Origin of the sequence: Cedecea neteri NBRC 105707 = ATCC 33855, assembly GCF_001571265.1 — a bacterium.
Taxonomy (GTDB): domain Bacteria; phylum Pseudomonadota; class Gammaproteobacteria; order Enterobacterales; family Enterobacteriaceae; genus Cedecea; species Cedecea neteri.
The window spans coordinates 61558-80278 of record NZ_BCTL01000038.1; the positions used below are offsets into that span (position 1 = coordinate 61558).

General features: G+C 53.5%; 22 protein-coding genes. 15 read left to right on the forward strand and 7 right to left on the reverse strand.

The window, feature by feature from the left end; all coding sequences use genetic code 11:
* Nucleotide 1: 1 nt before the first annotated feature.
* Both CNE01S_RS16555 and crp read right to left on the reverse strand, forming a co-directional pair.
* Nucleotides 2-2086, reverse strand: coding sequence for a YccS/YhfK family putative transporter (locus CNE01S_RS16555; RefSeq protein ID WP_061277393.1), 2085 nt, complete (start codon nt 2084-2086; stop codon nt 2-4).
* A 61-nt stretch (nt 2087-2147) separates the two neighbouring features.
* Nucleotides 2148-2780: a cAMP-activated global transcriptional regulator CRP gene (gene crp, locus CNE01S_RS16560; protein ID WP_000242758.1), complete on the reverse strand. Its 633-nt coding sequence runs from the start codon at nt 2778-2780 to the stop codon at nt 2148-2150.
* Nucleotides 2781-3093: 313 nt separating this feature from the next.
* On the opposite strand from crp, the gene CNE01S_RS16565 reads away from it, so the two are divergent.
* A complete protein-coding gene (locus tag CNE01S_RS16565) occupies nt 3094-3498 on the forward strand; it encodes an OsmC family protein (protein ID WP_008457076.1) in 405 nt (134 codons plus the stop codon).
* Nucleotides 3499-3534: 36 nt separating this feature from the next.
* On the opposite strand, the gene CNE01S_RS16570 is transcribed toward CNE01S_RS16565, so the two are convergent.
* From CNE01S_RS16570 to CNE01S_RS16580, 3 genes are all read right to left on the reverse strand, one after another.
* Nucleotides 3535-4404, reverse strand: coding sequence for a phosphoribulokinase (locus CNE01S_RS16570; protein ID WP_061277394.1), 870 nt, complete (start codon nt 4402-4404; stop codon nt 3535-3537).
* A 90-nt stretch (nt 4405-4494) separates the two neighbouring features.
* Nucleotides 4495-4713, reverse strand: coding sequence for a YheU family protein (locus CNE01S_RS16575; protein WP_038478164.1), 219 nt, complete (start codon nt 4711-4713; stop codon nt 4495-4497).
* Between the two features lies 1 nt (nt 4714).
* Complete coding sequence (locus CNE01S_RS16580; RefSeq protein WP_061277395.1) at nt 4715-5731, reverse strand: hydrolase; 1017 nt, start codon at nt 5729-5731, stop codon at nt 4715-4717.
* Between the two features lie 60 nt (nt 5732-5791).
* Between CNE01S_RS16580 and CNE01S_RS16585 the strand changes: the two genes are divergently transcribed.
* A complete protein-coding gene (locus CNE01S_RS16585) occupies nt 5792-6394 on the forward strand; it encodes a LysE family translocator (protein ID WP_061277396.1) in 603 nt (200 codons plus the stop codon).
* 42 nt (nt 6395-6436) lie between these two features.
* Here the strand turns inward: CNE01S_RS16585 and CNE01S_RS16590 are convergent, their stop codons facing one another.
* Complete coding sequence (locus CNE01S_RS16590) at nt 6437-8341, reverse strand: ABC transporter ATP-binding protein (RefSeq protein ID WP_061277397.1); 1905 nt, start codon at nt 8339-8341, stop codon at nt 6437-6439.
* Between the two features lie 124 nt (nt 8342-8465).
* Between CNE01S_RS16590 and kefG the strand changes: the two genes are divergently transcribed.
* From kefG to slyD, 4 genes are all read left to right on the forward strand, one after another.
* Nucleotides 8466-9017: a glutathione-regulated potassium-efflux system ancillary protein KefG gene (gene kefG / locus CNE01S_RS16595; RefSeq protein WP_174522186.1), complete on the forward strand. Its 552-nt coding sequence runs from the start codon at nt 8466-8468 to the stop codon at nt 9015-9017.
* Complete coding sequence (kefB, locus tag CNE01S_RS16600; RefSeq protein WP_061277405.1) at nt 9017-10822, forward strand: glutathione-regulated potassium-efflux system protein KefB; 1806 nt, start codon at nt 9017-9019, stop codon at nt 10820-10822. Before kefG ends, kefB begins: the two co-directional genes overlap by 1 nt.
* A 155-nt stretch (nt 10823-10977) precedes the next feature.
* On the forward strand, nt 10978-11178 hold the full coding sequence (locus CNE01S_RS16605; RefSeq protein WP_016538480.1) for a YheV family putative zinc ribbon protein: 201 nt from the start codon (nt 10978-10980) through the stop codon (nt 11176-11178).
* Nucleotides 11179-11276: 98 nt separating this feature from the next.
* Nucleotides 11277-11849 (forward strand): peptidylprolyl isomerase, encoded by a 573-nt coding sequence (gene slyD / locus CNE01S_RS16610; RefSeq protein WP_061277399.1) that lies wholly within the window; start codon nt 11277-11279, stop codon nt 11847-11849.
* 51 nt (nt 11850-11900) lie between these two features.
* Here the strand turns inward: slyD and CNE01S_RS16615 are convergent, their stop codons facing one another.
* Nucleotides 11901-12119, reverse strand: a complete 219-nt coding sequence (locus CNE01S_RS16615) for a protein SlyX (protein WP_008457099.1) — start codon at nt 12117-12119, stop codon at nt 11901-11903.
* A 230-nt stretch (nt 12120-12349) separates the two neighbouring features.
* Here CNE01S_RS16615 and fkpA point away from each other — a divergent pair, with 230 nt between their 5' ends.
* From fkpA to CNE01S_RS24555, 9 genes are all read left to right on the forward strand, one after another.
* Nucleotides 12350-13177 carry an FKBP-type peptidyl-prolyl cis-trans isomerase gene (gene fkpA, locus CNE01S_RS16620; protein WP_008457100.1) on the forward strand — a complete coding sequence of 276 codons (828 nt, stop codon included), beginning with the start codon at nt 12350-12352 and terminating at the stop codon, nt 13175-13177.
* Between the two features lie 339 nt (nt 13178-13516).
* Nucleotides 13517-14245: a helix-turn-helix transcriptional regulator gene (locus tag CNE01S_RS16625; protein WP_008457101.1), complete on the forward strand. Its 729-nt coding sequence runs from the start codon at nt 13517-13519 to the stop codon at nt 14243-14245.
* Complete coding sequence (tusD, locus tag CNE01S_RS16630) at nt 14245-14631, forward strand: sulfurtransferase complex subunit TusD (protein ID WP_061277400.1); 387 nt, start codon at nt 14245-14247, stop codon at nt 14629-14631. Before CNE01S_RS16625 ends, tusD begins: the two co-directional genes overlap by 1 nt.
* Nucleotides 14631-14990, forward strand: a complete 360-nt coding sequence (gene tusC / locus CNE01S_RS16635; protein WP_061277401.1) for a sulfurtransferase complex subunit TusC — start codon at nt 14631-14633, stop codon at nt 14988-14990. Before tusD ends, tusC begins: the two co-directional genes overlap by 1 nt.
* A gap of 7 nt (nt 14991-14997) precedes the next feature.
* The gene (tusB, locus tag CNE01S_RS16640) at nt 14998-15285 is read left to right on the forward strand and encodes a sulfurtransferase complex subunit TusB (RefSeq protein ID WP_061277402.1); all 288 of its coding nucleotides are present in this window, start codon (nt 14998-15000) and stop codon (nt 15283-15285) included.
* A gap of 124 nt (nt 15286-15409) precedes the next feature.
* Nucleotides 15410-15784, forward strand: a complete 375-nt coding sequence (gene rpsL / locus CNE01S_RS16645; RefSeq protein WP_008457105.1) for a 30S ribosomal protein S12 — start codon at nt 15410-15412, stop codon at nt 15782-15784.
* Between the two features lie 95 nt (nt 15785-15879).
* Complete coding sequence (rpsG, locus tag CNE01S_RS16650; protein WP_008457106.1) at nt 15880-16350, forward strand: 30S ribosomal protein S7; 471 nt, start codon at nt 15880-15882, stop codon at nt 16348-16350.
* A 93-nt stretch (nt 16351-16443) separates the two neighbouring features.
* Nucleotides 16444-18558, forward strand: coding sequence for an elongation factor G (fusA, locus tag CNE01S_RS16655; RefSeq protein WP_061277403.1), 2115 nt, complete (start codon nt 16444-16446; stop codon nt 18556-18558).
* 71 nt (nt 18559-18629) lie between these two features.
* The coding region (locus CNE01S_RS24555) for a GTP-binding protein (RefSeq protein ID WP_001978617.1) at nt 18630-18721 on the forward strand (92 nt) is incomplete at its 3' end.

Genomic DNA, 18721 nt, shown 5'->3' on the forward strand with positions numbered 1-18721 from the left:
ACTAACCCGAGCGCCGCAGGCGGCGGCTCAGCCAGATCCCATGATGAGGCCGCTGGCGCCAGGCTACCGAGGAGATGGTATGCATGGTGTTCAGGTGGCCAATAATCCGCTGTAAATGCTGCTCCATAGTGCTTAACGGCCCCGTGGGCAGCGTGTCCGGTTCCAGGATATTTACGTCTTTCGACCCGCCAGGCCCGTCATACTCCAGCCTTTGCTGGCAGCGCTGTAATCCAATTTCACAAGACTGCAGGTACTTTTGCGCCAGGTCTGGCGTGAGCATGTTGTGCTCGCGCGCTAGGGTGGTCATGGCGTTGATGTGCTCGACGATGAACTGGCTGTGGGTTACCCAAAGCTTCATGTCGGCCAGATAATGGGAGTTAAATCCGGGCTCCTGCATCGCCTGATTGAGCGAGTTGAAGAGCGCGTTGTGCGCCTGGTTGACCCGCATTCGTTGCCAGGCCAGCGGTGTGGGTTCCGGATCGTTGCTTAATATCAGGCGAATCGCGTCCTGATCGGCCTCAAGAGCGTCGTGGGCGTTCTGGCGCAGCAGGCCGGTTTGCCACTGCGGCCAAAGCCAGATCATGCCGCCAAAAGCAATCAGGCAGCCGAGCAACGTGTCGATAAGCCTTGGAATGATGTAGCTTTCGGCGCTGAGGGTAATGAGCTGCAGGGTATATACCGCGGTGACGGTAAAGCCGATGGTGGCCCAGCCGTAGCTTTTGCGAATGAACAGATAGCTCACCAGGGTAATCATCAGCATCGCCAGCAGGGTGTAGCTGTCTGGCACATGGAAGTGCAGGGTGATACCGGCGATACACAGCCCTGCCATGGTGCCGGCCGCCCTGTGCACAATGCGCACCCGCGTTGCACCGTAGCCGTTTTGCGTGACGAACATCACCGTCATCAGGATCCAGTAAGGCTTTGGCAGGTGTAAGAAGGAGCCCAGCAGGCTGGCAATCGTCAGCATCACGCCTAAACGTGCGGAGCTGCGCAGCGCCGATGACTTGAAGGAGAGATAGTTTTTCAGCGCCGGGAAGAACGGCAGGCGGCGTTCCCTGTCCTCCATTAAATCTCTCACGTACAGCGGCCGCTGAGTTTTCAGTACCCGGGCAATTCGGCTGAAATGGTAATGGCAAAACTGACCGACCGGGTTCTCCGGGTTCTGGCGGGCGATCTTTTCCAGAGCGTCGATCTGCTTGTCCATGGTAAAGCGCGTCGGGTAGCGGTGGTAGAGAATATCGTCTGCCAGCACCCGCAGGCGTGCGGCGATAGTCCGGGCGTTCCAGCGGATCACCGCTTCGGCATGGCTTTGCTCAACCAGTTTTTGCACTTCTTCCGGCTGGTGCAGGCTAACCGAAATGTGCTCCTGCAAATCCAGCGCAACCTGGAAAGCGCGTAGCAGGCGTTTGTAGCCATTTTGCTGGTTGGCCGACAGCATATGCAGCTGCTGGTAGCAGGTCGTTATCAGGTCGACGGCTTTCTGCTGACGTACCAGCAACGGCGGCAGCGCTTTTTCAGGATCCGTATGCTGGGTCAGCAGGCTGTATTTCGCTTCGCAGTAGTCCGCAAGCTGGCGGTACAGCAGGCTGAGCGACTCTCTGAGCGGCTGTTCACGCCATAGCCTGAACCAGAACCAGTTGAATGCGCCGTACCAGATGGTGCCGAAGATATAGAGCACCATCGGTTTCCAGATAGGCATGTTGCCGGCCATGCTGAGCGTAAAAATGGCGGCAATCAGCGACGCTGGCAGAAGGCGGGCGTGCAGCGAGCTTATCTCCGCCGTGACGCCGAGCAGCAGGGCCATGACGATTAATATCGCAGGCAGCGGGACGTGGGTGTAAAGCAGCAGAAGCTGCATGATAAGGCTGCTAACGGCGAACAGGCTGCCGCCGATTATCAAGCGTTTGAAGAAGCGTTTATGCGGCGTGTCCAGCCCGGCAATGTTGCAGCAGGCGGGCACTAACGAGAAGAGCAGACCGTTTTGCAGGCTGCCGAGAATCAGGCCAATAGCCACGGGTAAACACAGCACCAGCGTTTGCCGCAGCGCGTAGTTAACTTCCGGGTGATAAATTAATCTCTTCCACATAGCCTGAATTGTAGAGACAAAAAAGGCGTGTTACCGAAGCGACACGCCTTTATGGGGCTAATTAGCGAGTGCCGTAAACGACAATCGTTTTACCGTGTGCGGAAATGAGATTCTGGTCTTCCAGCATTTTCAGAATACGGCCAACGGTTTCGCGGGAGCAGCCCACGATCTGACCGATTTCCTGGCGGGTGATTTTAATCTGCATCCCGTCCGGGTGGGTCATAGCATCCGGTTGTTTAGCCAGGTTCAGCAGCGTCTGAGCAATACGGCCGGTCACGTCGAGGAACGCGAGGTTGCCGACTTTCTCAGAAGTGACCTGCAGGCGGCGCGCCATCTGGGAAGACAGACGCATCAGGATGTCCGGGTTAACCTGAATCAGCTGACGGAATTTTTTATAGGAAATTTCAGCTACTTCACAGGCTGTCTTGGCGCGAACCCAGGCGCTACGCTCCTGGCCTTCTTCGAACAAACCTAATTCACCAATGAAATCACCCTGATTCAGATAAGAAAGGATCATCTCCTTGCCTTCTTCATCTTTAATCAGAACAGCTACGGAGCCTTTGACGATGTAATACAGCGTCTCCGCCTTTTCACCCTGGTGAATCAGCGTGCTCTTCGACGGATACTTATGAATGTGGCAATGAGACAAGAACCATTCGAGAGTCGGGTCTGTTTGCGGTTTGCCAAGCACCATGCGCGGTTATCCTCTGTTATAAACTGGCTACCAAAGACAAGACGCGGAACCTCTTGTCTGGCGTTGCAATCGTGAAATTTTCCCAAGCCCTGGGAGCTGGCGTGCAGGTTAGCCCTGCGGCCTGTAATTAGTCGTTTCCTCTGCTTACGGCATAAACGTCTCTGTATCGCAGCAGCATCCGGATTGTTTTAGCATAGCTTTTGGTAAGTGTCTTGTATTGTCTCGTTTCAGCATGACCTGGATCGCCTTACGTTGCCAGTTTTCACGTAGACGCGTAATCTGAAAGAATATTTTCTCAACTGGAGTAGGTAAAATGCAGGCACGAGTTAAATGGGTGGAAGGCATGACCTTCCTCGGAGAATCCGCTTCTGGCCACCAAATTCTGATGGACGGTAATTCCGGGGATAAAGCGCCAAGCCCAATGGAAATGCTGTTGATGGCCGCGGGCGGTTGTAGCTCAATTGACGTGGTATCAATTCTGCAAAAAGGCCGCCATGACGTGACGGATTGCGAGGTGAAGCTGACTTCCGAACGTCGTGAAGAAGCACCACGTCTGTTTACCCGCATCCATCTGCATTTTGTCGTGACCGGGAAAGAGCTGAAAGAGAGTGCGGTTGCCCGCGCCGTTGAGTTGACCGCAGAGAAATATTGCTCGGTAACGCTGATGCTTGAGAAAGCCGCAGAGATTAGCCACAGCTACGAAATTATTGAAGCGTAAAGTGAAAAGGGCGGTGTAGATACCGCCCTTATGTTATCAGGCAATTTTCCTGCCTTCCGCCAGCCGCTGCACCAGCGGGGCCATAATCAGCTCCATCGCCAGCCCCATTTTCCCTCCCGGCACCACCAATGTATTGATGTGGGAGATAAACGATCCTTGCAGCATCGCCAGCAGATAAGGGAAGTCGATGTCGTCCAGGCCACGGAAGTGGATAACCACGAAGCTTTCGTCCAGCGACGGAATTGCCCGGGCGGCGAACGGGTTAGAAGTATCCACCGTTGGGACGCGCTGGAAGTTAATATGGGTGCGCGAGAACTGCGGCGTAATGAAGTTGATGTAATCGTCCATCGAACGTACGACGGAATCCATCACCGCCTCCCGCGAATGACCGCGTTCGCCGGTGTCGCGAACCAGTTTCTGAATCCATTCCAGGTTAACAATAGGCACCACGCCAACCAGTAAATCTACGCAGTCGGCCACGTTGTGCTGCGGGGTGACAACGCCGCCGTGCAGGCCTTCATAAAACAGTACGTCGGTTGGCTCTGGCAGCGGCTGCCACGGCGTAAAGGTGCCCGGCACCTGGTTCCACGGCACGGCTTCATCGTAGGTATGCAGATATTTGCGTGATTGCCCTTTGCCGCTCTGGCCGTATTCGATAAAGGTTTGTTCCAGTAATCCGAAGTCGTTGGCCTCTGGTCCAAAATAGCTGATGTGGCGGCCGGCATCCCGCGCCTTGCGGATGGCCATATCCATTTCCGGGCGGGTATAGCGATGGAAACTGTCGCCTTCAACTTCGGCGGCGCGCAGGTTGAGCTGCTGGAAAATCTTGCGGAAGGCGAGGCTGGTGGTGGTCGTTCCGGCGCCGCTGGAACCTGTGACCGCAATAACCGGGTGTTTGGCTGACATAGGATGACAACTCCATGAGGGATCGGAAAAAAGTCTGGTTTCTGGTTGTTATACTTTTCAGCCAGTATAGATCACCCCGCCGGTTAGCGGTCAGCCGCGAAACTGCCCGCGCGGCATAATGTTTACCGTTTCATGGAGTTCAGACCAAACCAGCACGGCTTCGCCGCTTTGCAACTGGCGCTTCACGTCGGCGACTTTTTGCGTCAGCGAGCGCTCCTGCTCACCATAATCTGTGCCTTCGCGTAATACAAAAGATTCAATCAAGCTGTCGAGCGTTTCAGGGGCGAGATCTTGCCAGGGAATAATCATTTCAGTGGTCCAGGAAGCGGGTTAGCCAGTCAGGAATACGCTGCTCAAGCCACATTTGTGGGCGCAGTAGAGTGCCGCCTACAAAGCCAACGTGGCCGCCATAGGTGGTGAGCTGATAGTGGATATTCGGCGGCAGCGTTTCGCGGTCCGGGATCACATGGTGGTCCATAAATGGATCGTCTTTGGCGTGGATAATCAGCGTTGGCGAGGCAATGTCCGGCAAGAGCGGCATGGCGCTGCACTGGCGATAGTAGTCCAGCGCGTCGGCAAAGCCGTGAATTTTTGAGGTGATCAGGTCGTCGAACTCGCGAATACGGCGCAGGCTTTTAAGTTTACGCAGATCGATAGGCAGTGAACCCGGGTAGCTCTTCAGCTTGCGGGCGGCATTTTTTTTCAGCAGGTTCAGCAGGTAGTGCTGATAAACGCGCGAAAAGCCTTGTTCCATGTGATAGCAACATTGCTCGAGCATCAACGGTGCGGAGACGATAACTCCCGCTTTCAGCGTACAGGCTGCGCCCTGTTTTGCCATCAGGCAGGCGAGCATATTTCCGCCCAGCGAGAAACCAACTGCGGCGGTTGGGACCTCGCCGTAGCGCTGATTTAACCAGTCGAGGAAGAAGGTGCCGTCTTCGGTTTCGCCGGAGTGGTAAATACGTTCTTTACGGTTTGGCACACCGCTACAGCCGCGAAAGTGCATTACCACGCCTAACCAGCCGCGCTTTTTAGCTGCTTCAATCATGCCGTGAGCATAGGGGCTGTGAAGGCTGCCTTCCAGGCCGTGAAACACCACCAGGCGCGGTTTGTGCATGGCGGTTTGCGGATCTTCGCTCCACGCAAGATCGACAAAATCCCCGTCCGGCATATCCAGGCGCTGCCAGTGGGGTTTGAAATTGATTCGGCGGCGAATCAAACGTGGGATCATGGTTTGCAGATGCGGATTACTGAGTCCGCGCATCGGGCGGAAATCGTCACCTTCATCATGATGAATATTCAATTCTAAAGGACTTGTACTGGCCATATCACACTGTTAGTTTCGTTGAGTTCGCTAATTATTCTTCGGGTGTGGAGCACCCAATTCATGGACTTAACGCTTTTTCTGTCGATGCTGGGCTTTCTCTGGGTCGCCGCCATCACACCTGGCCCTAATAATACGCTACTTACCGCATCCGGGGCGAATTACGGTTTCTTCCGCAGCCTGCCGCTGATGATTGGTATCATGCTCGGGATGCAGTGCATTCTGGTGCTGGTGGCCTTCGGCGTCGGGAGTTTAATCCTGCTTTACCCCGCTCTGCACCTTATCCTGAAGATTGCCGGGAGCGTTTACCTTTTGTGGCTGGCCTGGAAAATTGGTACGGCGAAATACGAGCGTCTGGAAACCGATGCCGCCCCGCCGTCTCCGGTGCCTTTCTGGCAGGGTGGTTTGCTGCAGGTGATAAACCCTAAAGCCTGGCTGATGGCGCTGGGTGCGGTAGCAAGTTTTAGCCTGGCGGGCGCTGCCTACCTGCATTCCGTAGCGATGATTAGCATAGGGATTGCGTTGGTGAACATCGTGGCCGGCGTTATCTGGATAGCCTTTGGCAGCCTGATTGGCCTGTTCCTGCGCAGCCGCCGTTCCTGGGCTATTTTCAACGTCAGCATGGGCGTGCTAACCGCAGCCTGCGTGCTGCTTATCTGGCGCTGAGAGCAAACCCTCTCCTCGTGAGGAGAGGGGAAAACTTAGCGTTTAGTCGCTCTGCAGCATCTGCTCAAGCTGTTCCTGAGCATCCAGCCATTCCATCTCGCACTCTTCCAGCGCCGACTTCACTTTTACCTGCGTTTGCAGACATTCGTTCATCTCGGCTTTACGGCTTTGGTCGTAGATCGCGCTGTCTGCCAGCTTCTCTTCTACTTCAGAAAGCTGAGCGTTTAGCTTTTCCATCTGCTTTTCAAGCTGGGTGATTTGCTTGCGCAGCGGCTGGGTTTGCGTGCGAAGCTCGGCCTCACGGCGCTTCTGGTCCTTGCGGGCCTGCGCGCTGTTGGCGTTGTCTTTCGCGGCATCTGCAGGCTGGTTTTCCTGCTTTTGCAGGTCGCTCAGCCACTGTTGGTAATCCTCAAGGTCACCGTCGAAAGCTTCCACTTTGCCGTCGTGCACCAGATAGAGATCGTCCGTGGTGGAACGTAGCAGATGTCGGTCGTGCGAAACCACAACCAGCGCGCCCTCAAAATCGATTAGCGCTTCGGTCAGCGCCTGGCGCATGTCGAGATCAAGGTGGTTCGTCGGTTCATCAAGCAGCAGCAGGTTAGGGCGCTGCCAGACAACCAGCGCCAGCACCAGCCTGGCTTTTTCACCACCGGAAAACCGTGCCGTTTGCTCCGCCACTTTATCGCCCTGGAAACCAAAGCCGCCAAGGTAGTCGCGCAGCTGCTGTTCCAGCTCGCGGGGAGCAATCCGGGCCAGATGCTGAAGCGGCGATTCGTCGGCACGCAGGTATTCCAGCTGATGCTGGGCGAAGTAGCCGAGCTTGATGCCTTTGGCGAGGCCAATGTCCCCCTGCAGCGGTTCTAGTTCACCTGCCAGCAGTTTGATTAACGTGGATTTACCTGCCCCGTTACGCCCAAGCAGGCCTATACGCGAGCCGGGAACCAGGTTCAGCTTGATGGAGTTCAGGATCACCCGCTCGCCGTAGCCCGCGCTAACCTTTTCCATCCGCAGCAGCGGGTTGGGCAGGTTTTCTGGCGCACGGAAGCTGAAGTGGAACGGGTTATCGACGTGCGCCGGGGCAATCAGCTCCATGCGCTCCAGCATCTTCACGCGGCTTTGCGCCTGCTTGGCTTTGGATGCTTTGGCTTTAAAGCGGTCAATAAAGCTTTGTAGATGGGCCACTTTTTGCTGCTGGCTTTCGTACATCGACTGTTGCTGAGACAGGCGAGTCGCGCGCTGGATCTCAAACGATGAATAGTTGCCGGTGTACTCGAACATATTTTCCTGTTCGATATGGATGATTTTATCCACCACCGGATCGAGGAAATCGCGGTCGTGAGAGATAAGGATCAGCGTGCCCTGGTAGCTTTTCAGCCAGCGTTCCAGCCAGATGACCGCGTCCAAATCGAGGTGGTTAGTCGGTTCATCAAGCAGTAAAAGGTCGGAACGGCAAATCAGCGCCTGAGCGAGGTTAAGACGCATGCGCCAGCCGCCCGAGAAATCGCTTACCGGGCGTTCCAACTGTTCATTGCTGAAACCCAGGCCGTGCAGCAGGCTTGAAGCGCGGGAACGAATGGTCCAGGCATCTACCGCATCCAATTTGCCGTGAACCAGAGCAATGGCGTGGCCGTCGTTGCGTTCGTTTGCCGCGTTAAGTTCGGCTTCCAGCTTACGGAATTCACGATCGCCATCGATGACATACTCTATGGCTGGCATGGCCAGCGCGGGCGTTTCCTGATTAACCCAGGCAAGCTGCCAGTTGCCGGGGAAGCTTGCGCTCCCGCCGTCGGCGCTTATCTCGTTTTTCAGCAACGCCAGCAGCGTGGATTTTCCACAGCCGTTTTTACCCACCAGGCCGACTTTTTGCCCGGGGTTGATAGTGGCGGTGGCGTTATCCAGCAGAACGCGGGTGCCGCGACGAATTTGTAACGAGGAGAAAACAATCATAAAGCGCCGTATGTTCAGAGTATGTTAAATTGTCATTGTAATTCGTTAACATGTCGCCTGGGCAACAGGTCGGGCTGCATGGTAGCCCAAAATAATGACTATGACGACGCCCTGGAGGGTAATGATGTCGCAGCCGCCGAAAGTTTTGCTGCTGTATGCCCATCCGGAATCCCAGGACTCGGTGGCTAACCGGGTTTTGCTTCAGCCGGCTCTGCAGCTTGAAAATGTGACCGTGCACGATCTCTACGCTCACTATCCCGATTTCTTTATCGATATTTACCACGAACAGTCATTGCTGCTGGAGCACGATGTCATTGTTTTTCAACACCCTCTTTATACCTACAGCTGCCCCGCGTTGCTGAAAGAGTGGATGGATCGCGTCTTAAGCCGTGACTTTGCCAGCGGCATCGGAGGCAACGCGCTGGCGGGAAAGTACTGGCGCAGCGTGATCACCACCGGCGAGCCGGAAGGGGCCTATCGCTATGATGGCTATAATCGTTTTCCCTTAACCGAAATTTTACGCCCCTTTGAGCTCACCGCCGCGATGTGCAAGATGCACTGGCTGATGCCGATTATCGTTTACTGGGCGCGTCGCCAGTCTAAGCAAGAGCTGCAAAGTCATGCGAAAGCTTATGGTGAGTGGCTGGCGAATCCGCTGCAGATGGGAGGGCGATGATGGAAGGTTCTGATTTACTGTTGGCGGGGGTGCTGTTTCTCTTCGCGGCCGTTGTTGCCGTGCCCATTGCCGCTCGTTTAGGCATTGGCGCCGTGCTGGGCTATTTGCTGGCAGGCATCGCCATTGGCCCGTGGGGCTTAGGTTTTATCAGTGACGTCGATGAAATTCTGCACTTCTCCGAGCTGGGCGTGGTGTTCCTGATGTTTATCATCGGCCTGGAGCTGAATCCGTCGAAGCTGTGGCAGTTGAGGCGCTCCATCTTTGGCGTCGGAGCGGCGCAAGTGATCCTCAGCGCGGTGGTGCTGGCGGGCCTGCTGATGCTGACGAACTTCTCCTGGCAGGCGGCAGTCGTGGGCGGTATCGGCCTTGCCATGTCCTCGACGGCGATGGCGCTGCAGCTGATGCGCGATAAAAGCATGAACCGCAGCGAATCGGGCCAACTGGGCTTTTCGGTACTCTTGTTCCAGGACCTGGCGGTGATCCCGGCGCTGGCGCTGGTGCCGCTGCTGGCCGGAAACGGTGACGATCACACCGACTGGATTAAAGTTGGCCTGAAGGCGCTGGCGTTTATCGGCATGTTATTGGGCGGGCGCTATCTGCTTCGCCCGGTCTTCCGCTTTATTGCCGGTTCCGGGGTACGTGAAGTCTTTACCGCGGCTTCGCTATTACTGGTGCTTGGTTCGGCGCTGTTTATGGATGCGCTTGGGTTTTCTATGGCGCTGGGGACGTTTCTGGCCGGCGTGCTGCTGGCGGAAAGTGAATACCGTCACGAGCTTGAAATTGCCATCGATCCGTTCAAAGGCCTGCTGTTAGGACTGTTCTTTATCTCTGTCGGCATGGCGCTAAACCTGGGCGTTCTGTTTACCCATCTGTTGTGGATTGCGGTAAGCGTCGTTGCGCTGGTGGCGGTGAAAGCCACCATTTTGTATGGCCTGTCGCGCGTCTATGGTTTACGCAGTTCGGAAAGACTGCAGTTTGCCGGAGTGCTGAGCCAGGGGGGCGAGTTTGCCTTTGTGCTGTTTTCCGCTGCCGCCTCGCAGAAGCTGTTCCAGGGCGAGCAAATGCCGCTGCTGCTGGTGACGGTGACGCTGTCGATGATGACCACGCCGCTGCTAATGAAGGGCGTGGATGCGATTCTTGCCCGGCGCTTTAATCCCGGCGATGAAACGGAGGAGACGCCATACGTTGAGGACGATCATCCGCAGGTCATCATCGTCGGATTTGGGCGCTTTGGTCAGGTGATTGGCCGCCTGTTGATGGCTAATAAGATGCGTATCACCGTTCTTGAGCGGGATATCAGCGCCGTGAGCCTGATGAGAAAGTACGGCTATAAGGTCTATTACGGCGATGCGACGGAAGTGGAGCTGCTGCGTTCCGCTGGCGCAGAAGCGGCGAAATCCATTGTTATCACCTGCAATGAGCCGGAAGATACGATGCGGATTGTTCATCTCTGTCAACAACACTTTCCACATCTGGCCATACTGGCGCGTGCCCGTGGCCGCGTTGAGGCACATGAATTGTTGCAGGCCGGCGTTAAGCTGTTTTCGCGTGAAACCTTCTCAAGCGCCCTTGAGCTTGGACGTAAAGCATTGCTCACGCTGGGTATGCATCCGCATCAGGCGCACCGTGCGCAGCAGCACTTCCGCCGCCTGGATATGCGTATGCTGCGAGAGCTAATGCCCATCCATACCGATAGTGCGCAGATTTCCAGGGTGCGTGAAGCCCGCCGTGAGCTGGAAGAGATTTTCGAACGTGAAATGCAACAAGAGCGTCGGCAGCTGGACGGCTGGGACGAATTTGAATAGTAAGCCAGCCCGTTGAAGAAATACCTACGATAGAGATTTGATCGGCGGAAGCAAAAAATAAACCAGGAAAATCAATTTATTGATTTTCGCCAGATAACCAAAAAGAGGGAAAAACCACGCTTTTTCCCTCTTTTTCAGAACATCAGGTGAAGCCAATGTCAGTGCGTAAACGTTTTATTGCCGGGGCCGTTTGCCCCAAGTGCCAGGCGAAGGATTCCCTTGCCCTGTGGCGCGAGAACAACGTTGATATCGTTGAGTGCGTGAAGTGCGGCCATCAGATGCGCGAGGCCGATAAGCAGGTTCGCGAGCACGTTCGTGAGCAGGAGCAAGTGATAGGGATTTTTCATCCAGACTAGCGAGATGAAGCAGCTTTTTTTAAGCTAGAGAGTACAGCGGCGCAGATTTCCGCTACAATCGGCGCCAGTTTTTTCCCTACGCTCGTTCAGGAGATATCATGAAAGTAGCAAAAGACCTGGTGGTCAGCCTGGCTTATCAGGTACGTACAGAAGACGGTGTGTTGGTCGATGAGTCTCCGGTGAGCGCGCCGCTGGACTACCTGCACGGTCACGGTTCCCTGATTTCTGGCCTGGAAACGGCGCTGGATGGCCACGAAGTTGGCGACAAGTTTGACGTTGAAGTGGGCGCGAACGACGCCTACGGTCAGTACGACGAAAACCTGGTGCAGCGTGTACCGAAAGACGTCTTCATGGGCGTTGACGAGCTGCAGGTTGGTATGCGCTTTATGGCGGAAACCGACCAGGGTCCAGTGCCGGTCGAAATTACCGAAGTGGAAGACGAGCACGTTGTGGTTGACGGCAACCACATGCTGGCCGGTCAGAACCTGAAATTCAACGTGGAAGTTGTTGCTATCCGCGAAGCGACCGCTGAAGAACTGGCTCATGGCCACGTTCACGGTGAGCACGATCATCACCACGACCACGATCACGATGGTTGCTGTGGTGGTCACGGCCACGATCACGACCATGGTAAAGGTGGTTGCGGCAACGGCGGCTGTGGTTGCCACTGATCGCTGTGAAAGAGAAAAGGCCGCATTAGCGGCCTTTTTTACGTCTGTTATTCAGTAATGCGGCGGTGGCGTTTCTTCAGATTCAGAGGCGATCATCGACGGCTGGCTGGCTTTCAGCTTTTCGACCAACAAACGGAAATGCTCGCGAAGTTTGACCATCTCAAGTTCGTGCGCCGTTACGGTCTGGTTCAGCTCTTCAATCGTAATCTCCTGAAAGGCGAGACGACTCTCGAGATCTTCCAGCCGTTGTTCGGTGGATTTAGTGTGCATGGCGGTTCCCCTTTTGCCTGCTCGATGGACAATATGCGGTGATTTTACTGAAAATGACCCAGCTTTACAGCGCAGAAGCACGTAGAAGGAAACTTCTTTAAACAAAAAGAATCTCAATTTGACTCGATAACTCGCTGAGAGATTGTGTAGATTTCTTTCACGACGTTATAGTACGTCACTTAGTTTATTTGAAACCCTGGGGTGAGAGGCCCCGGCCCTTGGAGAAATGGATGAAATCATTATTTAAAGTAACGCTTCTGGCGACCACAATGGCCGTTGCCCTTAATGCTCCTGCTTTTGCGGCGCCTGCTGCTGCGAAAGATGCACCTGCGGCTCAGGCTGACAGCAAAGCGGCCTTTAAGAACGACGACCAGAAAGCAGCCTATGCGCTGGGCGCATCGCTCGGGCGTTACATGGAAAACTCCCTGAAAGAGCAAGAGAAATTGGGGATCACCCTGGATAAAGCTCAGCTGATCGCGGGCGTACAGGATGCGTTTGCGGATAAGAGCAAACTGTCCGATCAGGAAATTGAACAAACTCTGCAGGCGTTCGAGACTCGCGTAAAAGCCTCCGCTCAGGAGAAAATGGAGAAGGACGCTAAAGAGAACGCAGACAAAGGCAAAGCCTTCCGTGATGCTTTCGCGAAAGAGAAAGGCGTTAAAACCTCTTCTACTGGCCTGATGTATAAAGTTGAGAAAGACGGTACCGGTGATGCGCCGAAGGATACTGATACCGTTGTGGTTAACTACAAAGGTACGCTGATCGACGGCAAAGAGTTTGATAACTCTTATACCCGCGGTGAGCCACTGTCCTTCCGTCTTGATGGCGTTATCCCAGGCTGGACCGAAGGCCTGAAAAACATCAAGAAAGGCGGCAAGATTAAGCTGGTTATTCCACCAGAGCTGGCTTACGGCAAAACCGGCGTGCCGGGGATCCCTGCCAACTCTACGCTGGTGTTTGAAGTTGAGTTGTTGGACATCAAACAAGCGCCAAAAGCTGACGCTAAACCAGCCGCTGCTGCAGATGCTAAAGCCGCTGATGCTGCAAAAAGCAAGTAATTAGCAGGTCGTTTGAGCCGCCGCCCACCGGGCGGCGGTTTTGTTTTTGGCACCGGCGTTTATTCCCCACACGCGTAATGAGGAGAATAAAGACTGGAAAGCACGTCTTACGTTGTATTACCTTAGCGGGCAGCGTTTCAACCGAGTATGAGTCTGCCCTGACACCATCAAAGCGCGACAGGCTCTCTTTAGAGTAAATTGCTGACAACGTCTTTTATCCATAACACGCTCAATTTACGGCAATAAAAATAATCGACGACGTCTTCTGATTTACCCCAAACGCCCGAGAACCCCGTTTTCCGGACGTTTGTCATCAATCTGAGAGGGTGGTATTTTTTCATGTCCAATTCGCTTTTAACCAACGAAACCAGTGAACTTGATTTACTGGACCAGCGTCCTTTTGAACAAACCGACTTCGAAATATTAAAATCCTATGAAGCGGTCGTGGACGGGTTAGCGATGCTGATTGGTTCCCATTGCGAAATCGTTCTGCACTCTCTGCAGGACCTGAAATGTTCAGCCATTCGTATCGCTAATGGTGAACATACCGGGCGAAAAATAGGCTCGCCAATTACCGATCTGGCCTTGCGCATGCTGCACGATATGACCGGTGCCGACAGCAGCGTCTCTAAATGCTATTTCACTCGCGCCAAAAGCGGTGTTCTGATGAAGTCGGTGACGATTGCGATTCGCAACCGCGACCAGCGCGTGATTGGATTGCTTTGCATTAACATGAACCTCGACGTGCCGTTCTCGCAGATCATGTCGACCTTCATTCCACCAGAAACTCAGGATCAGGAAGTGCCATCCTCGGTGAACTTTGCCTCCTCCGTGGAGGATTTGGTGATGCAAACGCTGGAATTCACAATCGAAGAAGTGAATGCCGATCGTAATGTGTCGAACAACGCGAAGAACCGCCAGATAGTCCTTAACCTCTACGAGAAAGGCATCTTCGATATCAAAGATGCTATCAACCAGGTTGCCGATCGGCTGAACATTTCCAAACACACCGTTTATCTCTACATTCGCCAGTTCAAAAATGGCGACTTCCTGGGTCAGGATAAGTAATGCGTTTTGCGTTAATGGTTACCGGGCCGGCTTACGGTACTCAGCAGGCGAGCAGCGCGCTGCTGTTTGCCCGAGCTTTGCTGGCAGAAGGCCATACGCTTGAGAGCGTTTTTTTCTACCGCGAGGGGATTTATAACGCTAACCAGCTGACCGCGCCGGCAAGTGATGAGGTTGACCTTGTCCGCGAGTGGCAGAGCCTTAACGCGCAGCACGGTGTGGCACTGCATATTTGCGTGGCTGCGGCATTGCGCCGCGGCGTGACCGATGAAGAACAGGCCAAATCTTTGGGGCTCAACATGAGTAATCTCCAGCCAGGCTTTACGCTTAGCGGCTTGGGTGCGCTGGCAGAAGCCGCGTTGACCTGCGAAAGAATGGTGCAATTCTGATGAAACGTGTGGCTTTTGTGTTCCGCTCTGCGCCGCACGGCAGCACCTCTGGCCGGGAAGGGCTGGATGCGTTACTGGCAACGTCGGCGCTGTCTGACGATATCGGGGTTTTCTTTGTCGGGGATGGCGTTCTGCAGCTCCTGCCGAACCAGCAGCCAACCAAAGTGCTGGGCAGAGACTACATTGCTACCTTCCGCATTTTGCCGCTGTACGACATCGAGCAGTGTTTTCTCTGTGCAGATTCTTTGAGCGAGAGAGGGCTGTCGGCTCAGTCATCCTGGGTTATTGATGTCGAAGTGCTGGATCCTGGTGTATTGAGAGAAAAGTTAAACCAGTACGATGTCGTACTCACATTCTGAGGCACCCATGCTGCATACCCTACGTCAGTCGCCCTTTCAGTGTGATATCAGCGAGATGCTGCGATATGTTCAGCCTGGCGACGATCTGCTGCTGATAGAAGATGGCGTGATTGCCGCGCTGAATAACAGCCGTGCGCTTGAATTACTGCTCTCAGCCCCCATTACAGTCAACGTTCTACGAGAAGATGTTGAGGCCCGTGGCCTGGCTGTTCAAATTTCACCCAGGATTGGGCGTGTCGACTATACTGACTTCGTCAGATTAGTGATAAAACATGACCAGCAGTTCGCCTGGTGAAGGCGGAATGCTGTATATTTCTTGACACCTTTTCGGCTCAGCCCTAAAATTCTGCGTCCTCATATTATATGAGGCCGTTTTATTACGTGTTTACGAAGCAAAAGCAAAAACCAGGAGCTATTTAATGGCAACAGTTAACCAGCTGGTTCGCAAACCACGCGTACGCAAAGTTGCAAAAAGCAACGTGCCTGCGCTGGAAGCTTGCCCGCAAAAACGTGGTGTATGTACCCGTGTATATACCACCACTCCTAAAAAACCAAACTCCGCACTGCGTAAAGTTTGCCGTGTGCGTTTGACTAACGGTTTTGAAGTCACCTCCTACATCGGCGGTGAAGGTCACAACCTGCAGGAACACTCCGTGATCCTGATCCGTGGTGGTCGTGTTAAAGACTTGCCAGGTGTTCGCTACCATACCGTTCGTGGTGCGCTTGACTGCTCCGGCGTTAAAGACCGTAAGCAATCTCGCTCCAAGTATGGCGTGAAGCGTCCTAAGGCTTAATGGTTCTCCGTTAAGTAAGGCCAAACGTTTTAAATTAATGTCAAAATAAACTCTTTGAGTTTTGGACAATCCTGAATTAACAACGGAGTATTCCTATGCCACGTCGTCGCGTGATTGGTCAGCGTAAAATTCTGCCGGATCCTAAGTTCGGATCAGAGCTGCTGGCTAAATTTGTAAATATCCTGATGGTAGATGGTAAAAAATCTACTGCAGAATCTATCGTTTATACCGCGCTGGAAACCCTGGCTCAGCGTTCTGGTAAAAACGAACTGGAAGCTTTCGAAGTCGCTCTGGACAACGTCCGTCCGACCGTCGAAGTTAAGTCCCGCCGCGTTGGTGGTTCTACTTATCAGGTTCCAGTTGAAGTTCGTCCGGTTCGTCGTAATGCCCTGGCAATGCGTTGGATCGTAGAAGCTGCTCGTAAACGCGGTGATAAATCCATGGCTCTTCGCCTGGCGAATGAACTGTCTGATGCTGCAGAAAACAAAGGCACTGCAGTTAAGAAACGTGAAGACGTTCACCGTATGGCTGAAGCCAACAAGGCGTTCGCTCACTACCGTTGGTAATAAATCCTTCGTAGTGTTACCCAAGCGGGCGCTTCATGAAGCTGCCCGCTTTGGGTTACTTAACTTGAACGTCCCAGGATATAGAGGAATCAAATGGCTCGTACAACACCCATTGCACGCTACCGTAACATCGGTATCAGTGCACACATCGACGCCGGTAAAACCACGACTACCGAACGTATTCTGTTCTACACCGGTGTAAACCACAAAATCGGTGAAGTTCATGACGGTGCTGCAACCATGGACTGGATGGAGCAGGAGCAGGAGCGTGGTATTACCATTACCTCCGCTGCAACTACTGCATTCTGGTCTGGTATGGCTAAGCAGTATGAACCGCACCGCGTAAACATCATCGACACCCCAGGGCACGTTGACTTCACCATCGAAGTTGAACGTTCCATGCGTGTTCTTGACGGTGCAGTAATGGTTTACTGCGCAGTTGGTGGTGTTCAGCCACAGTCTGAAACCGTATGGCGTCAGGCTAACAAATACAAAGTTCCACGCATCGCGTTCGTTAACAAAATGGACCGTATGGGTGCAAACTTCCTGAAAGTTGTAGGCCAGATCAAATCCCGCCTGGGCGCGAACGCTGTTCCGCTTCAGCTGGCGATTGGTGCTGAAGAAGGTTTCACCGGCGTTATCGACCTGGTGAAAATGAAAGCCATCAACTGGAACGATGCAGATCAGGGCGTTACCTTCGAATACGAAGATATCCCAGCTGACATGCAGGACCTGGCTGACGAATGGCACCAGAACCTGATCGAGTCCGCTGCAGAAGCCTCTGAAGAGCTGATGGAAAAATACCTGGGCGGCGAAGAGCTGACCGAGGAAGAAATCAAGAAAGCTCTGCGTCAGCGCGTTCTGAACAACGAAATCATCCTGGTTACCTGTGGTTCTGCATTTAAGAACAAAGGTGTTCAGGCGATGCTGGATGCGGTAATCGATTACCTGCCAGCACCAACTGACGTACCTGCTATCAACGGTATGTTGGACGACGGTAAAGACACTCCATCTGAGCGTCACGCTAGCGACGAAGAGCCATTTGCTGCTCTGGCATTTAAAATCGCTACCGACCCGTTTGTTGGTAACCTGACGTTCTTCCGCGTGTACTCTGGCGTGGTTAACTCCGGTGATACCGTATACAACCCGGTTAAATCGGCTCGTGAGCGTTTTGGTCGTATCGTTCAGATGCACGCTAACAAACGTGAAGAGATTAAAGAAGTTCGCGCGGGCGACATTGCTGCGGCAATCGGCCTGAAAGACGTGACTACAGGTGATACCATCTGTGATCCGGACAACGTGATCATTCTGGAGCGTATGGAATTCCCAGAACCGGTAATTTCCATCGCTGTTGAACCGAAAACCAAAGCTGACCAGGAAAAAATGGGTCTGGCTCTGGGCCGTCTGGCTAAAGAAGATCCATCATTCCGCGTATGGACTGATGAAGAATCTAACCAGACCATCATCGCCGGTATGGGTGAACTGCACCTCGACATCATCGTTGACCGCATGAAGCGTGAATTCAACGTTGAAGCGAACGTCGGTAAACCTCAGGTTGCTTACCGTGAAGCGATTCGCGCGAAAGTTACCGATATCGAAGGTAAACACGCCAAGCAGTCTGGTGGTCGTGGTCAGTATGGTCATGTTGTTATCGACATGTACCCACTGGAGCCGGGCTCTAACCCTAAAGGTTACGAGTTCATCAACGACATCAAAGGTGGTGTAATTCCTGGTGAATACATCCCTGCCGTTGATAAAGGCATCCAGGAGCAGCTGAAATCTGGTCCACTGGCGGGTTACCCGGTTGTTGATCTCGGCGTGCGTCTGCACTTCGGTTCTTACCATGACGTTGACTCCTCCGAACTGGCGTTTAAACTGGCCGCTTCTATTGCCTTCAAAGATGGCTTTAAGAAAGCTAAACCAGTTCTGCTTGAGCCTATCATGAAGGTTGAAGTTGAAACTCCGGAAGAGAACACTGGTGACGTTATCGGTGACCTTAGCCGTCGTCGTGGTCAGCTGAAAGGCCAGGAATCTAACGCTACTGGCGTACAGATTCATGCTGAAGTTCCGTTGTCTGAAATGTTCGGGTACGCAACTCAGCTGCGTTCTCTGACCAAAGGTCGTGCATCTTACTCCATGGAATTCCTGAAGTATGATGACGCACCTAACAACGTTGCTCAGGCCGTAATCGAAGCTCGTGGCAAATAAGCCAACGCTTTTAACACAATGATCCCGTGCTCTCTCCCTAAGGGGAGAGCACAATAGTAAGGAATATAGCCGTGTCTAAAGAAAAATTTGAACGTACAAAACCGCACGTTAACGTTGGTACTATCGGCCACGTTGACCACGGTAAAACCACTCTGACTGCTGC

Bases quoted from the DNA above. Each gene is read 5' to 3' on its own strand.
- rpsL (WP_008457105.1), top strand. From the start codon at position 15,410: ATGGCAACAGTTAACCAGCTGGTTCGCAAACCACGCGTACGCAAAGTT.
- CNE01S_RS16585 (WP_061277396.1), top strand. From the start codon at position 5,792: ATGGACTTAACGCTTTTTCTGTCGATGCTGGGCTTTCTCTGGGTCGCC.
- rpsG (WP_008457106.1), top strand. From the start codon at position 15,880: ATGCCACGTCGTCGCGTGATTGGTCAGCGTAAAATTCTGCCGGATCCT.
- CNE01S_RS16580 (WP_061277395.1), bottom strand. From the start codon at position 5,731: ATGGCCAGTACAAGTCCTTTAGAATTGAATATTCATCATGATGAAGGT.
- CNE01S_RS16605 (WP_016538480.1), top strand. From the start codon at position 10,978: ATGTCAGTGCGTAAACGTTTTATTGCCGGGGCCGTTTGCCCCAAGTGC.
- slyD (WP_061277399.1), top strand. From the start codon at position 11,277: ATGAAAGTAGCAAAAGACCTGGTGGTCAGCCTGGCTTATCAGGTACGT.
- tusD (WP_061277400.1), top strand. From the start codon at position 14,245: ATGCGTTTTGCGTTAATGGTTACCGGGCCGGCTTACGGTACTCAGCAG.
- crp (WP_000242758.1), bottom strand. From the start codon at position 2,780: ATGGTGCTTGGCAAACCGCAAACAGACCCGACTCTCGAATGGTTCTTG.
- CNE01S_RS16590 (WP_061277397.1), bottom strand. From the start codon at position 8,341: ATGATTGTTTTCTCCTCGTTACAAATTCGTCGCGGCACCCGCGTTCTG.
- kefB (WP_061277405.1), top strand. From the start codon at position 9,017: ATGGAAGGTTCTGATTTACTGTTGGCGGGGGTGCTGTTTCTCTTCGCG.
- CNE01S_RS16555 (WP_061277393.1), bottom strand. From the start codon at position 2,086: ATGTGGAAGAGATTAATTTATCACCCGGAAGTTAACTACGCGCTGCGG.
- CNE01S_RS16625 (WP_008457101.1), top strand. From the start codon at position 13,517: ATGTCCAATTCGCTTTTAACCAACGAAACCAGTGAACTTGATTTACTG.
- fkpA (WP_008457100.1), top strand. From the start codon at position 12,350: ATGAAATCATTATTTAAAGTAACGCTTCTGGCGACCACAATGGCCGTT.
- kefG (WP_174522186.1), top strand. From the start codon at position 8,466: ATGTCGCAGCCGCCGAAAGTTTTGCTGCTGTATGCCCATCCGGAATCC.
- tusC (WP_061277401.1), top strand. From the start codon at position 14,631: ATGAAACGTGTGGCTTTTGTGTTCCGCTCTGCGCCGCACGGCAGCACC.
- CNE01S_RS16575 (WP_038478164.1), bottom strand. From the start codon at position 4,713: ATGATTATTCCCTGGCAAGATCTCGCCCCTGAAACGCTCGACAGCTTG.
- CNE01S_RS16570 (WP_061277394.1), bottom strand. From the start codon at position 4,404: ATGTCAGCCAAACACCCGGTTATTGCGGTCACAGGTTCCAGCGGCGCC.
- CNE01S_RS16615 (WP_008457099.1), bottom strand. From the start codon at position 12,119: ATGCACACTAAATCCACCGAACAACGGCTGGAAGATCTCGAGAGTCGT.
- tusB (WP_061277402.1), top strand. From the start codon at position 14,998: ATGCTGCATACCCTACGTCAGTCGCCCTTTCAGTGTGATATCAGCGAG.
- fusA (WP_061277403.1), top strand. From the start codon at position 16,444: ATGGCTCGTACAACACCCATTGCACGCTACCGTAACATCGGTATCAGT.
- CNE01S_RS16565 (WP_008457076.1), top strand. From the start codon at position 3,094: ATGCAGGCACGAGTTAAATGGGTGGAAGGCATGACCTTCCTCGGAGAA.